11 protein-coding genes and 2 tRNA genes are annotated in these 12840 nt (G+C 68.5%); 9 read left to right on the top strand and 4 right to left on the bottom strand.

All coding sequences use genetic code 11. The annotated features are described in order from the left end of the window. Positions 1-106 precede the first annotated feature (106 nt). On the bottom strand, positions 107-700 hold the full coding sequence (locus ACEXHE_RS01650; RefSeq protein WP_277244697.1) for a single-stranded DNA-binding protein: 594 nt from the start codon (positions 698-700) through the stop codon (positions 107-109). Positions 701-937: 237 nt separating this feature from the next. Between ACEXHE_RS01650 and ACEXHE_RS01645 the strand changes: the two genes are divergently transcribed. Together ACEXHE_RS01645 and ACEXHE_RS01640 are read left to right on the top strand one after the other, a co-directional pair. Then, positions 938-1013, top strand: a tRNA-Arg gene (locus ACEXHE_RS01645). 147 nt (positions 1014-1160) lie between these two features. After that, entirely contained in the window at positions 1161-2678 is a 1518-nt protein-coding gene (locus ACEXHE_RS01640) for a DUF2079 domain-containing protein (RefSeq protein WP_374784839.1), read from the top strand. Here the strand turns inward: ACEXHE_RS01640 and ACEXHE_RS01635 are convergent. Genes ACEXHE_RS01635 through mptB (ACEXHE_RS01625) form a run of 3 tightly spaced genes read right to left on the bottom strand, consistent with a single transcriptional unit; the run spans position 2666 to position 7283 of the window. Continuing rightward, positions 2666-4063, bottom strand: a complete 1398-nt coding sequence (locus tag ACEXHE_RS01635) for a glycosyltransferase family 87 protein (RefSeq protein ID WP_374784478.1) — start codon at positions 4061-4063, stop codon at positions 2666-2668. The genes ACEXHE_RS01640 and ACEXHE_RS01635 overlap by 13 nt on opposite strands. Next, the gene (gene mptB / locus ACEXHE_RS01630; RefSeq protein ID WP_374784477.1) at positions 4063-5799 is read right to left on the bottom strand and encodes a polyprenol phosphomannose-dependent alpha 1,6 mannosyltransferase MptB; all 1737 of its coding nucleotides are present in this window, start codon (positions 5797-5799) and stop codon (positions 4063-4065) included. Before mptB (ACEXHE_RS01630) ends, ACEXHE_RS01635 begins: the two co-directional genes overlap by 1 nt. Next, a complete protein-coding gene (gene mptB / locus ACEXHE_RS01625) occupies positions 5733-7283 on the bottom strand; it encodes a polyprenol phosphomannose-dependent alpha 1,6 mannosyltransferase MptB (protein ID WP_260062372.1) in 1551 nt (516 codons plus the stop codon). The genes mptB (ACEXHE_RS01630) and mptB (ACEXHE_RS01625) overlap by 67 nt, the downstream gene beginning before the upstream one ends. A 73-nt stretch (positions 7284-7356) precedes the next feature. Here mptB (ACEXHE_RS01625) and orn point away from each other — a divergent pair, with 73 nt between their 5' ends. From orn to ACEXHE_RS01590, 7 genes are all read left to right on the top strand, one after another. Continuing rightward, the gene (gene orn / locus ACEXHE_RS01620) at positions 7357-7980 is read left to right on the top strand and encodes an oligoribonuclease (protein WP_374784476.1); all 624 of its coding nucleotides are present in this window, start codon (positions 7357-7359) and stop codon (positions 7978-7980) included. Positions 7981-8037: 57 nt separating this feature from the next. Further along, a tRNA-His gene (locus ACEXHE_RS01615) sits at positions 8038-8113 on the top strand. Positions 8114-8173: 60 nt separating this feature from the next. After that, positions 8174-9004, top strand: a complete 831-nt coding sequence (locus tag ACEXHE_RS01610; protein WP_374784475.1) for a type II CAAX prenyl endopeptidase Rce1 family protein — start codon at positions 8174-8176, stop codon at positions 9002-9004. 43 nt (positions 9005-9047) lie between these two features. Further along, the gene (locus ACEXHE_RS01605; RefSeq protein ID WP_374784474.1) at positions 9048-10004 is read left to right on the top strand and encodes a TIGR03885 family FMN-dependent LLM class oxidoreductase; all 957 of its coding nucleotides are present in this window, start codon (positions 9048-9050) and stop codon (positions 10002-10004) included. 35 nt (positions 10005-10039) lie between these two features. Beyond that, the gene (locus tag ACEXHE_RS01600; RefSeq protein WP_374784473.1) at positions 10040-11734 is read left to right on the top strand and encodes an alpha-amylase family protein; all 1695 of its coding nucleotides are present in this window, start codon (positions 10040-10042) and stop codon (positions 11732-11734) included. 281 nt (positions 11735-12015) lie between these two features. Next, positions 12016-12594 carry a hypothetical protein gene (locus ACEXHE_RS01595; protein WP_374784472.1) on the top strand — a complete coding sequence of 193 codons (579 nt, stop codon included), beginning with the start codon at positions 12016-12018 and terminating at the stop codon, positions 12592-12594. Beyond that, on the top strand, positions 12542-12838 hold the full coding sequence (locus ACEXHE_RS01590) for an antibiotic biosynthesis monooxygenase (RefSeq protein WP_091694288.1): 297 nt from the start codon (positions 12542-12544) through the stop codon (positions 12836-12838). Before ACEXHE_RS01595 ends, ACEXHE_RS01590 begins: the two co-directional genes overlap by 53 nt. Positions 12839-12840 lie beyond the last annotated feature (2 nt).

Here is a 12840-nt window from a genome sequence, read left to right as displayed (position 1 = left end):
GGCTAGACCCTGCCCGCTTGATTCCTCGCATCGAGGAACGTGGCTGCCGCCACCAGCCCGAGGTGGCTGCCGGGGCGCGGTGAGACCGGCCCCGGCCGCCAGCGGGTCAGTACGCCCCGACCGGTGCCGGGTGCGCGGTCAAGGGGGCTCCCCAGTCATCGACGCCCGCCGTGGAGGGGCCAGGGTCCGTGAACCCCGTGGACTCCCCTGCGCCATCGGTGATCTCTCCGGTCTCGGTGTCCACGTGGGACGGGGCAGCCGCAGCGGGGGACTGTTCCGATGCCTCGTCCGCGTCGTCCTCCTGGTCCTGCTGGTCCTCTGCATCGGAGGATGCCGAGGTCTTGGGGTTGACGCGGTGGAACAGGGACGTGCCCCAGACCAGGTCATGGCCGACGGTGTCCGCCTCGATCTCGATGGCCGTGCCCGACTTCTCCTCCGTCTGCCAGTCGCGGATGCGCAGCCGACCGGTGACGATGACCGGCTGCCCCTTGTGAAGACACATGCCCGCGTTCTCGGCCAGCGCCCGGAACATGTTGACGGTGTACCAGTTGGTGGTGCCGTCCACCCACCCCTGGGACTGCTTGTCGAAGCGACGCTCGGTGGAGGCCAGCCGGAAACTGGACATCCTCTGCCCGGACTTCATGGTCCGATTGTTCGGGTCGGTGGCGACGAAGCCGCGCACGGTGATCAGATCGCTCATGATGAGCCCTTCCTGTGGTGCCGGAGCACGCCCGGCGCTGACACCGCCGGTGGGTCCGGAGGCGGCCGGCACCCGTCCTGTCCGGCGCCGACAGGACCAGTCCAGATCCGAACCGCCGCAGGCACGAGGGGTCTGGTGCGGATTGGGGACCGCTGCCGACGTCAGGTCTGCTGTGCAGGAGGGGACCAGGTCCGCGCAGGGTCCTCCCGCCATGCCCGGTAGACTGGCCTGCGCCTAGCCTCAGTAGCTCAGCGGATAGAGCAGGAGCCTTCTAATCTCTTGGTCGGGGGTTCGATTCCCTCCTGGGGCGCCATACCGACGGTCCACCGGGTCGTCACCAGCACCAGATGCCTCGGAGGGTGGATCCGTGATCGAGTCTGAGCAGCGGACCCGCCGAGACGGTGCCGTGGACCGCGGCCCTCGTCTGGACGCCGCCACCTGGCTGCAGCTGGGCCTGGTGATGACCGTGGCCGCCGGCCTGTACCTGGTCCACTCCCTGCTGCGCTTCCGCAACTACGAGGCCAAGGGCTACGACCTCGGCATCTTCGATCAGGCGGTGCGCCAGTACGCGCTGTTCCGTGAGCCGATCGTGGCCGTCAAGGGTGCTGACTTCCACATCCTCGGCGATCACTTCCATCCGATCCTGGCGGGCTTGGCCCCGCTGTACTGGATCTGGGACGACCCTCGGGTGCTCAACATCGCCATGATCGCGGCGCTGGTCTCCTGCGCGATCCCCGTCTACCTCTTCGCCCGGCGCCGGTTCAGCCACGCGGCATCGCTCATCGCCGCCGCCGGCCTGCTCCTGTGGTGGCCGTTCCAGGCCATGGTCAACTGGGACTTCCACGAGATCACGCTCGGCGTCCCGGTGATCGCCTGGGTGATCTGGGCCCTGGACGCCCGCCGACCCTGGCTGGCCGTGGGCCTGGCCTCGATCCTGCTGCTGGTCCGCGAGGACATGGGCATCACCCTGCTCGCCCTCGCCGTGGTCCTGCTGATCAAGCGCGCCTGGCTGCAGGCTGTGGTGACAGCGGTGCTGGGCGTGGCCGGGTACTACGTGGCCACCTCCGTGGTGATCCCGCACTTCTCCCCCACCGGGGACTTCGGCTACTGGCAGTTCACGGCGCTGGGCCCGGACCTGACCAGCTCGATCCGGTTCATGTTCACCGAGCCCTTCGCCGCCGCCGCGGTGCTGTTCGACCACCCCCTGAAGGTCGCCCTGTGGCTGCTGCACTTCGTGGTGCTCTGGCTGCTGCCGGTGCTCTCTCCCTACACGCTGATCGGCCTGCCGATCCTGCTGTCCCGGCTGTTCAACGACCGGCTGAACGTGTGGAGCCCGGTCTACCAGTACGACGCGATCCTCGGGGTCATCTTCCTGCTGGCCGCCCTGGAGGCTCTGGGCCGTCTGCTGGCCTGGACCGACTCCCGCGCCGAGCGTCGGTGGGGTGCGTCCCGAGCCGAGGGGCCGTCGTCGGGCTCCTCCAGCGCTGTGCGCTGGGCCCGGTCCTCCACCGCCGTCGTCTCCCCCGCCTCCCGCGGACGCCGCCTCCCGTTGGTCTTCACGACGACGTTCCTGGCCTGCGCAGTCCTGGGCACCCTGGCCTTCCCCCAGGTCTTCCCCCTGCAGCGCACCGTGACCGGCTCGAACTGGGGACTGCCCGAGCACGCCCAGGCGTTGGATCGGGCGGTGCAGATGATCCCGGACAATGTGTGCGTGGAGGCCGCGGACAACGCGGTGCCGCACCTGGTGGACCGCACGTATGTGGGACTGCACGGGGACATCGGGGACGATCTGGCCACGTGGATGATCATCGACACCACCGTGGAGGAGCTGGGCGGCTGGGACCCGCTCACCCCGGACCAGGCGCTGGAGCGCGGCGAGCGGCTGGGCTACCAGGTGGTCTCCGCGGACGATGACGGCGTGTGGGTCCTGCACCGGGACCAGCCGGTGGATCCCACCTGCGTGGGCTACGCCGGCTGAGCCGAGGCCCGCACCGGACCGCGGCCGGCCGGCGGCAGCAGGAACCGGTCAGGATCGTCCTCCAGCACCCCGGCGAGCGGGTCGTAGAGCGGCCGATCGGCACCCGGTCCGCGCCGCACAAGGTCACGTTCGGGGTCCCGGATGTCCTGGAGCACCGAGACGCAGATCCAGATGACCGCGGCCATGTGCAGCACGATCCCGGAGCCGTACCAGAGCGGGATCCAGAGGGCGCCGTCGCCGAACGCGCCGTTCGAGGTGATCCGGGCCGACTCCATCCACACTCCGCCCCAGTGGTAGACCTCCACGGCCTGCCAGATCCAGAACTGACGCCAGTCGGGGCGGGCGAGCACCACCAGCGGGATCAGCCACATCACGAACTGCGGCGAGTAGACCTTGCCCAGCAGCAGGAACGCCGCCACGATCAGGAAGCACAGCTGGGCCATCCGGGGACGGTGCCGTGCAGACAGGCCCAGCCAGGCGATGCCCAGGCAGCACAGGGCGAACAGTCCGTTGGAGATCAGCGAGAAGGTCTCCCCGGACCAGCCGGTCCAGGTGAAGGCCAGCCACATCGAGGAGAAGGAGACGTCCCGGTCCCCGGAGAAGGTGTAGAACCGGCTCCACTGCTCGAAGGCGGTGAGCATGAACGGGACGTTGACCAGCAGCCAGGCCACGATGCCCGCCACCAGGGACTTCACGAACACCCCCCACCGGCCCGTGCGCCAACACAGCACCAGGATGGCGCCGAAGAAGAACAGCGGGTAGAGCTTCATGGCCGCGCCCAGGCCCAGGACGAACCCGGCCAGGGTGGGCATCCGGCGGGACCACAGCAGCAGCCCCAGGGAGGCCAGCATGACCGCCCACAGGTCCCAGTTCAGGTACCCGGTGAGGATGATGCCCGGGGCCACGGCCACCATCAGGGCGTCCTTGGCCCGGCCGCGCGCACTGTAGGCGGTGGCCACCAGCACGATGATCCAGCACAGTGCCGCACCCACCGCGTTGATGTCGAAGTAGGTGACCGTCCGCTCCAGGGTGGCGCCCTCCCCCGGCACGAGCCACGCGGTCACCCCGGCCACCACGGCCAACAGCGCCGGGTACTCCATCCACTGCTCCTCCGGCAACGGGGTGAAGAACGGGAACCAGCCCTCCGCCAGGCCGCGCGTGGGGAAGAGCTGTCCGAAGTCCGAATAGCACATGTGGATGTGCACGTCCGGCGTGGCCCAGCCATTGATCCGGCACCACTGCTTGGTCAGCAGGGCGATCACCGCGGCCACCACCGTGACGCCGATCAGCACCAGCACGAGTCGGCGGTCCGGACCATGGGGGCCAGCCGCCCCGACCCGGTCCAGCAGCGGATGTGGGGCGCGTGAGGAGGAGGAACGGGACATCAGTGCTCCTGGGGTTCGGTGGTGGTCGCCGGGGACGGTGCACGAGCACTGCGGCGCAGGGCTGCCCAGCCCGCGAACGGGAACAGGGCGGAGGTCTTGGGGTCCAGGGCCACGATGTACACCAGGTACAGCGCACCGGCCACGGCAGTGATGATGCGCACCCACAGCAGCGGGATCCACTGGGCCACGGAGAGCTGGTCCACCACGCCGATCACCACGAGCAGCATCACCAGCAGGTGCAGGCACCACACGGGCCAGCCCGTCCAGCGGCGCACCACGGCGAACATCGGCAGCACCCACAACAGGTACCAGGGCTGGATGATCGGCGCCAGCAGCACGGCGGCCAGCAGGGCCAGGCCGGTGGCCAGCACCGGGTTGATCGGCCTCCGGGTCAACGCGAGCCAGGCGGTGAGCACCAGGGCGGTCACCGTGCCCAGCGAATAGAGCACGCTGGCCGGCGGACGCACTCCGGTGTGGAAGATCATGTCCACCAACCAGCCCACACCCAGGCCCAGCAGCCCGAACGGAGCGTAGGGGAAGGCGGCGTCCCCGGAGGTCGCCATGGCCGGGATCCAGCCGAACCACAGGCCGCTGAGCATCCCGACGACGGCCAGCACCACCAGTGCCACGGCGCCGGTGAGCACCCACGAGCGGATCCGATCGGCCAGCCCGGGGACCGGCCGGGGCAGGCCGTCCGGAAGCCCGGGACGGGCACTGCCGGTGTGCATGAGCAGCCCGGCGAACGGCAGGGCCAGCACCGTGAGCGGTTTGATCGCCACGGACAGGGCCACCAGCACCAGTCCCAGACCGTTGCGCACCGGGTCCGCGGTGGAGCGCAGCAGCACGAACCCGCACAGCAGCAGGCCCAGCATGAGCGAGTCGTTGTGGACGCCGGCCACCATGTACAGCGCGAAGAGCGGGTTGGCCACGCAGATCCAGACCGCCCACCCGGATTCGGAGCCGAACCGCTGCGCCAGCCGAGGCACCGCCCACAGGCACAGGGCCAGCCCGGCCACCGCGATCGCGCGGAAGAGGATCACCGCCGGTTCCGGACTGCCGTGCGTGACGAACCAGACGAACTGGGCCATCATCAGGAACAGCGGCCCGTAGGGAGAGGGCGACTCGGCCCAGATGCTGTCCGCGCCGTGCATGAACCAGCCGGGCAGGGCCGAGACCCCTTCCTCATAGGGATTCAGTCCCGCGTGCAGCAGCCGCCCCTGGGCCAGGTAGGAGTAGACGTCCCGGGAGAAGATCGGGAAGGTGAACAGCAGCGGAGCGGTCCACAGCCAGGTCGCCTGGATCACGGGGCCCCGTCCGTCCGCCCACCGTCCCTCCAGACGCTGGCCCAGGCGCAGCCAGGCCCGGACCAGGACCAGGCAGCCGATCACCAGCAGCACGGCGCAGAGGATCACGCCGACCGGTTCCACCCGCACCGGGTTCAGCACGGTGGTGCGGGCGAACCACGAGCTGGGGGTGGTGGCCATCCACCCCACGCCCCAGGAGCCGACCATGATCAGCAGGGACCCCAGGAGCCCCTGCAGCAGCGAGTGGCCGGTGGCCTGGTCGTCGCCGCCGATCAGCCATCGTGTGGCCGGGGCCGTCTCCAGCCGGCGCCGCCCGGCCTCGACCAGTCCGCGCAGATCCGACTGCAGCGTGCGGTGAGCCGTGCTCACGAAGCCGCCGGCCGTCGTCGTACCCGTCTCCACAGGGACTTCAGCGCCGGACGGACGTGCCACTCCTCCTTCATGATCCTGCTGGTCAGCGGGTCCAGCAGCAGGATCCAGAGCATGCAGCCCCAGGAGACGATGGTGGACAGGACCTTCAGGGGCTGCTCGATGTCCAGGAACTGCCAGACGAAGAGCTGGTCGGCTGCGCCGAAGGCCACGAAGAAGGCCACCGTGAAGACGACCCACTTCAGCTGCCAGTCGGAGCGGATGCCGATCACCGCGAAGAACGGCAGCAGCCAGAGCAGGTACCAGGGCTGGATGATCGGCGAGAGGATGACCAGCGCGGTGAAGGCCCAGGTCATGCGCTGCATGAGGTGCTCGTGGCGGCCACGGAACATCAGCCACAGCACCACCAGGACTGAGAGCAGCCGCCCGGCGGTCTTGAACGTGTCCAGCACCCAGTGGTCCGGGATGTTCAGCGAGTCCAGGACCACCTTGGTGGCCTCAGCCGCGATGCCCACTGGGGACCACGGCACCGAGCCGGTCCCGGTGCCGAGCATGACGGTCAGCCAGCCCCAGCCGAATCCGTTGAGGACCCCGACGACGGCCATCACGGCCCCGGCGATGCCGGCGGTCAGTGCCCAGAAGGTGAAGCGCCGGGTCCAGGATGCCCCGCGCCCGGCCCAGAGCAGGCCGATGAAGGGCAACAGGACCAGGGTGATGGGCTTGATGCCGACCGAGGCCGTCACCAGCAGCACGCCGAGCAGTCCTCGCCCGGTGGCCACACACCAGACGCCGGCCAGGGCGAGACCGACCATGAGGGAGTCATTGTGCCCGGAGGCGACGAAGCTGATGATGAACAGCGGATTGGCGACGGTGATCCACTGGGCGCGGGCCCCGTCGGTGCCCAGCAGGCGCGCCAGCAGCGGCACGAAGACCATGATCAGCACCACGCCCGCCACCGCGACCAGGCGGAACAGGAAGATCGCCAGGTCGGGGGACTCCGTTCCGGCGATCCGCATCACCGCTTCCTCGATCCAGAGGAACACGGGCCCATAGGGGGTCTCGGTGTCCGCCCAGGTGGTGTCGGCCCCGAGCTGGAACCAGTTGGAGAGCGTGGAGATCCCGTCTTCGTAGGGGTCCTGTCCGGCGACCATCAGCCGTCCCTGGCCCACGTAGGCGAAGATGTCCCGGGAGAAGATCGGCAGACAGAACAGCTGGGGCAGGCACCACAGGGCGCTCACCCAGTTCACCGTGCGCAGAGCGCCCGGTCCGAAGGGGCGCAGCACCTGACCGAGCCGGATCCACGCCCAGAACATCAGCCAGCAGCCGATGGTCAGGGTCAGGGTTCCGGTGATGACGCCGGACTCCGTGGTGCGCCAGGGGATCAGCCACTGCCACCGGTTGATCGGCGAGACGGAGGCCAGCCAGCCGACGGAGAGTGACCCGGCCAGCACGGCCAGGGAACCGAGGAAGCCGACGACCACGGGGATCCAGACCGCGCCGGAGCGGGTCACGGAGACCGGATCCGTCCGGGTGGCGGGCACGCTCATCAGGGGCGGATCCTTCCAGGGCTGCGGAGACTGCGCACAATCTATCATCGGCGTGGCGGCTACTGTGGGAGGCGTGGCAACGACAGCAGACAAGCTCGTATGGATCGATTGTGAGATGACCGGACTGCACCCGGACCGGGATGCGCTCGTGGAGGTGGCGGTGCTGGTCACCGACCCCGAGCTGAACGTCCTGGGCGAGGGGGTGGATGTGGTCATCCGGCCCCCGCAGGAGGCGCTGGAGCAGATGGACGACTTCGTGCGGACCATGCACACCACCTCCGGGCTGCTGGAGCAGCTCGAGCACGGCGTGAGTCTGGACGAGGCCTCGGAGAGGGTCATGGAGTACATCCGCGCGCACTGCCCTGAGCCGGGCAAGGCGCTGCTGGCCGGCAACTCGGTGGGACAGGACAAGGCGTTCCTGAGTCGGTACATGCCGGCAGTGACTGATCACCTGCACTACCGGATCGTGGACGTCTCCACGGTCAAGGAGCTGGCCCGCCGCTGGTATCCCCGGGCCTATTACCAGTCCCCCGAGAAGACCGGCAACCACCGGGCCCTGGGGGACATCGTGGACTCCATCAACGAGCTGCGCTACTACCGCGAGGCCATCATGGTCCCCGCACCGGGGCCGGACTCCGAGACGGCCAAGTCCATCAGCGCGCGCATCGCCGGGACGGATGGCGCACTGGGCAGCTGAAAAACCGTGTACACTTGAACGCGCTGCCAGGAACGGATCGCTCCGTTCCAGCGCATGGTGGGTGTAGCTCAGTCGGCAGAGCGTCTGGTTGTGGTCCAGAAGGTCGCGGGTTCAATCCCCGTCACTCACCCCAGGTCAGAGGCCCGGAATCTCCTTCGAGGTTCCGGGCCTCTGCTGTTGTCATACTGGGTCCATGCCACTGCAGAGTCCAGACACCGTGGTCGCAGACCGGAGGCTCGGCTCCCCTGGGGGTCTGGCGGGGGCTGCTGGCGTCTCCTTTTCGGCGTTCATCCTCTTCGGGCTGTTCCTGCCCGGCTGGGGTCACCTGGTGCTGGTGGCGAGCCTGCTGTTGGCCTGGCGTGTGGACCGCGAGCTCGGACGGGATCTGACCCTGATCGGTGCGGGAATCGCCGTGGTGAGCACCACGTCCGTGGAGGCGGACCTGCGCTGGGACCGGTTCTTCGTCCTGGGCGCGGTGCTGACCGCCGCCGTCCTGGTCCCGCTGGCCTTGGACCGGCTGTGGCTGAAGCGTCGTGCGATCGTGTACCCGTGGCGCACCGCCAAGCGGTGGAACCGGGTCCAGTGGTCCTATGTGGTGGCGGTCCCCCTGTTGGGATGGGCGATCCTGCCGGCCTACTTCATCCACTCCGGCGCGTATCGGAACTGGCCGGCCGTGCACGAGGCCTCCGAGCTGGCCCGGTTCTTCGTGGGCGTGAACTTCGTGGGCCTGTGGGACGAACTGTTCTTCATCTGCACCTGCTTCGCCCTGCTGCGCCGGCACTTCCCGCTGTGGACCGCGAACATCCTGCAGGCGGTCATCTTCGTCTCCTTCCTGTGGGAGCTGGGCTACCGCTCCTGGGGTCCGCTGCTGACCATCCCGTTCGCCCTGTTGCAGGGCTGGATCTTCAACCGCACCCGCAACCTGACCTACGTGGTGGTGGTGCACCTGCTGTTCGACGTGATCGTCTTCCTGGCGATCGTGCACGCCCACAACCCGGAGTGGCTGCGGATCTTCGTGTACTGATCAACCCCTCCCCCACACCGGCCTGCTCTGATAGACACAGAGCATGACCGTGTACGGATTCCACGCATCCCACGAGCAGATCTCCCCACGGCAGCTGCTGGCCGACGTCCAGCTGGCCGAGCAGGCAGGGTTCCAGGCAGCCATGTGCTCGGACCACCTGGAGCCCTGGTCCAGCCGGCAGGGCCACTCGGGGCTGGCATGGGCCTGGCTGGGCGCCGCCCTGGCGACCACCGACCTCACCTTCGGCACCGTGACCGCACCGGGACAGCGCTACCATCCGGCCGTCGTCGCACAGGCCATCGCCACCCTGGGCCAGATGTACCCGGGCCGGTTCTGGACTGCCCTGGGGACCGGCCAGCACGCCAACGAGCACGTCACCGGCGAGGCCTGGCCGCGCAAGGACCTGCGCCAGCAGCGGCTCGAGGAGTGCGTGGACATCATCTCCCGCCTGCTGGACGGAGAGACGGTCTCCCACGAAGGACTGGTCACCGTGCACGAAGCCACCGTGTGGGAACGCGCCGACCCGAAGCCGCAGCTGATCGCTCCGGCCATCAGCGCCGAGACCGCCGAACGCGGGGCCCGGTGGGCGGACGGTCTGGTCACCATCAACCAGGATCCGGCCACGCTCACCGAGATGCTGCGCCGCTGGGAGGACGCCGGCGGGGCTGACCACCGCATCCTGCAGATCCACCTGTGCTGGGCGCCCACGGACGAACTGGCGTGGAGCATCGCCCAGGACCAGTGGCGTTCGAATGTCTTCTCCCCGCCGGCCAACACCGACCTACGCGTGGTGGACTACGACGCCGTGAGTGCCGACGGGGTCAGCCGGGAGCAGCTGGAGCGCTCCGTGCTGATCGGCTCGGATCTTGGCGAGCTCACCCAGCGCATCCAGGACCTGGCCGATCTGGGCTTCGACGCCGTCTACCTCCACCACGTGGGCCAGGACCAGCGCCCGTTCCTGGAGGCCTTCGGCGAGCGCGTGCTCCCCCAGCTGCACTGACCCGTTCCCGCTGCTTCACCCCCAAGGAGAGTTCCATGCTCAAGACCGAGACCTCAGACCTGTGGTGGAAGTCCGCCGTGGTCTACTGCCTGGACATCGAGAAGTTCTTCGACGCGGACGATGACGGCGTGGGCGACATGGTGGGCCTGGCCCAGCGGATCGACTACCTGGCCGAACTGGGCGTGACGTGCCTGTGGCTGATGCCGTTCTATCCCACCGATGACCGGGACGACGGCTACGACATCATCGACTACTACGGCGTGGACTCGAGGCTGGGCACCCACGGGGACCTGGTGGAGCTGATCCGCACCGCCAAGGACCGGGGCATGCGGGTGATCGCCGACCTGGTGGTGAACCACACCTCCCACAAGCACCCGTGGTTCAAGGCCGCACGGTCCTCGAAGGAGAGCCCCTACCGGGACTTCTACGTCTGGCGGGACGAGCCGCCCACGGACACCTCGGACGATGTGGTCTTCCCGGACCAGGAGGACTCGCTGTGGGCCTATGAGGAGAAGACCGGTCAGTACTACCTGCACAACTTCTACACCGAACAGCCCGATCTGAACATCGCCCACCCGAAGGTCCAGGAGCAGATCGCCAAGATCATCGGGTTCTGGCTGCAGGTGGGTCTGGACGGGTTCCGGGTGGATGCGGTGCCGTTCTTCATCGAGGACCGTGGCCTGCCGAAGCGGTGGTCCGAGCTCTATGGTGACCCCCATGAGTACCTGAGGGAGCTCAAGGCCTTCATGGGCCGTCGTCGGGGCGATGCCATCTTCCTGGGTGAGGTCAATGTGACCTACCGGGACCAGGTGGACTTCTTCGGCGGAGCCGAGGGCGATGAGCTGACCATGATGTTCGACTTCGAGCTGATGCAGCGGATGTACCTGGCCTTGGCCCGGCAGGATGCCACCCCCATGGTCCAGACGCTGCGGCGCCGGCCCACGCTGGCCCGGCACAGCCAGTTCGCCAACTTCGTGCGCAACCACGACGAGCTGACGCTCGACAAGCTCACCAAGAAGCAGCGCCAGGAGGTGTTCGAGGCGTTCGGTCCGGAGGAGGACATGCAGCTCTTCGACCGGGGGCTGCGCCGCCGTCTTCCCCCGATGCTGGACGGGGATCCGCGCCGAATCCGGATGGTCTACTCTCTGCTGTTCGCCCTGCCCGGCACGCCCGTGCTGTTCTACGGGGAGGAGATCGGGATGGGCGAGAACCTTCAGATCGAGGGGCGGATGGCGGTGCGCTCCCCCATGCAGTGGACCGCCGGCAAGAACGGCGGATTCTCGACGGCGGCTCCGTCGCGTCTGGCGGCACCGGTCACCGAGGGTGCCTACTCACCGGAGTTCGTCAACGCCGAGCAGCAGCGCTCCGATCCGGACTCGCTCCTGGCCTTCATCAGCACCTTGGCCCGGCGGTACCGCGAGTGCCCCGAGGTGGGGATGGGCGAGTTCGAGGTGCTGGACCATGAGGTCCCGGCGGTGCTGGCCCACCGCTGCACCTGGGCCCAGTTCGGCGGCGGGACGGCCAGCTCGGTGCTGGTGCACAACCTTGCGCCGGAGGCCACGGAGATCACCGTGACGCTGCAGGACGTGGAGGAGGGCACCGAGGTGCTGGACCTGCATGACGGTTCGCACCGGACCGTGGAGGCCGGCGGTCGGCTCACGGTCTCCCTGGACGGGTACGGTCACCACTGGCTGCGTCTGCTGCTGCCGGGTGACCGTCGGCTGCACTAGAGGTCCGGTCCCCGCCCACGGGCCGCCACGGGCGCAACCGAGTTCAAGCCGCGCTTCCACCTGCAGACCCACGACTGTGGCCGGCGGTCTGGCGGACCGGATCGGCCGGGTGAAGATCCTGCGCATCGGCATCATCTTCAGCATCGTCGGTTCCCTACTGATCGTGCTGACCCCGGAGAACGCCGGAATCACCTCCGCCATACTGTTGGCCGGGCGCACCGTCCAGGGCCTCTCCGCCGCGTGCATCATGCCCTCCGCGCCGGCCGATGATGTGGGGCTGCATGATCACCGGCCTAGGAGTGCTCCTGTGCTCCACCACATTCCTGCACCTGAGCGAGTACGTGGTCCTGACCGTCATCGGCTTCACCCTGTTCGGCATCGGGCTGGGCTTCTACGCCACGCCTTCCCTGGATGCCGCCCTGTCCACGGTGCCCGACTCCGCGGCAGGTGCCGCAGCGGGCATGTACAAGATGGCCTCCTCGCTGGGCAATGCCATGGGAGTGGCCATATCGGCAGCCATCTATGCGGCCGGACAGCTGGTCGACCCCGCCCTAACCCAGGAATGGGGACTGTTCGTGGGGCGCCAGGACAACCTGGTTCTGCGCTTCGGCGGTGCCATGGGGCTACTCTTCAATGTCACCATGGTGTGTGTAGCCCTGGCCTCGATCATCGTCACGGTCCCCGCCACACCAGCACCCCTACGGACCGTTCAACGGGCCCGCCCACCGCGCGCCTGGACATGGCCCCGCCGCCGTTGGGCAACTGTGGCACCGCACCGTCCCCATCCACCCCACCTCAAGGAGCATCATGACCGTCGTGAAAATCAACGCCATCTCCGTCCCGGAGGGCCAGGGCACTGAGCTCGAAGCGCGCTTCGCAGCCCGCAAGCATGCCGTAGACCAGGCCCCGGGCTTCGAGGGCTTCCAGCTGCTGCGCCCGGTCCAGGGCGAGTCCCGGTACTTCGTGGTCACCCACTGGGCCACGGAGGAGGACTTCGAGGCGTGGCGTTCAGGACGCAACACCGGGCACGACGACGGCCAGCAGCGTCAGCCGGTCGCCACCGGTGCCGATCTGCTGGAGTTCGAGGTCGTGGACCTGGGATGAGG

Origin of the sequence: Micrococcus sp. IITD107 (assembly GCF_041927415.1) — a bacterium.
GTDB classification, from domain to species: Bacteria; Actinomycetota; Actinomycetes; order Actinomycetales; family Micrococcaceae; genus Citricoccus; species Citricoccus terreus.
The sequence above is the reverse complement of the archived record's forward strand: the minus strand, read 5'-3'. Positions and strand labels throughout refer to the sequence as shown.

Bases quoted from the DNA above. Each gene is read 5' to 3' on its own strand.
- ACEXHE_RS01650 (WP_277244697.1), bottom strand. From the start codon at position 700: ATGAGCGATCTGATCACCGTGCGCGGCTTCGTCGCCACCGACCCGAAC.
- ACEXHE_RS01640 (WP_374784839.1), top strand. From the start codon at position 1,161: ATGACCGTGGCCGCCGGCCTGTACCTGGTCCACTCCCTGCTGCGCTTC.
- ACEXHE_RS01635 (WP_374784478.1), bottom strand. From the start codon at position 4,063: ATGTCCCGTTCCTCCTCCTCACGCGCCCCACATCCGCTGCTGGACCGG.
- mptB (WP_260062372.1), bottom strand. From the start codon at position 7,283: ATGAGCGTGCCCGCCACCCGGACGGATCCGGTCTCCGTGACCCGCTCC.
- ACEXHE_RS01610 (WP_374784475.1), top strand. From the start codon at position 8,174: ATGCCACTGCAGAGTCCAGACACCGTGGTCGCAGACCGGAGGCTCGGC.
- ACEXHE_RS01605 (WP_374784474.1), top strand. From the start codon at position 9,048: ATGACCGTGTACGGATTCCACGCATCCCACGAGCAGATCTCCCCACGG.
- ACEXHE_RS01600 (WP_374784473.1), top strand. From the start codon at position 10,040: ATGCTCAAGACCGAGACCTCAGACCTGTGGTGGAAGTCCGCCGTGGTC.
- ACEXHE_RS01595 (WP_374784472.1), top strand. From the start codon at position 12,016: ATGATCACCGGCCTAGGAGTGCTCCTGTGCTCCACCACATTCCTGCAC.
- ACEXHE_RS01590 (WP_091694288.1), top strand. From the start codon at position 12,542: ATGACCGTCGTGAAAATCAACGCCATCTCCGTCCCGGAGGGCCAGGGC.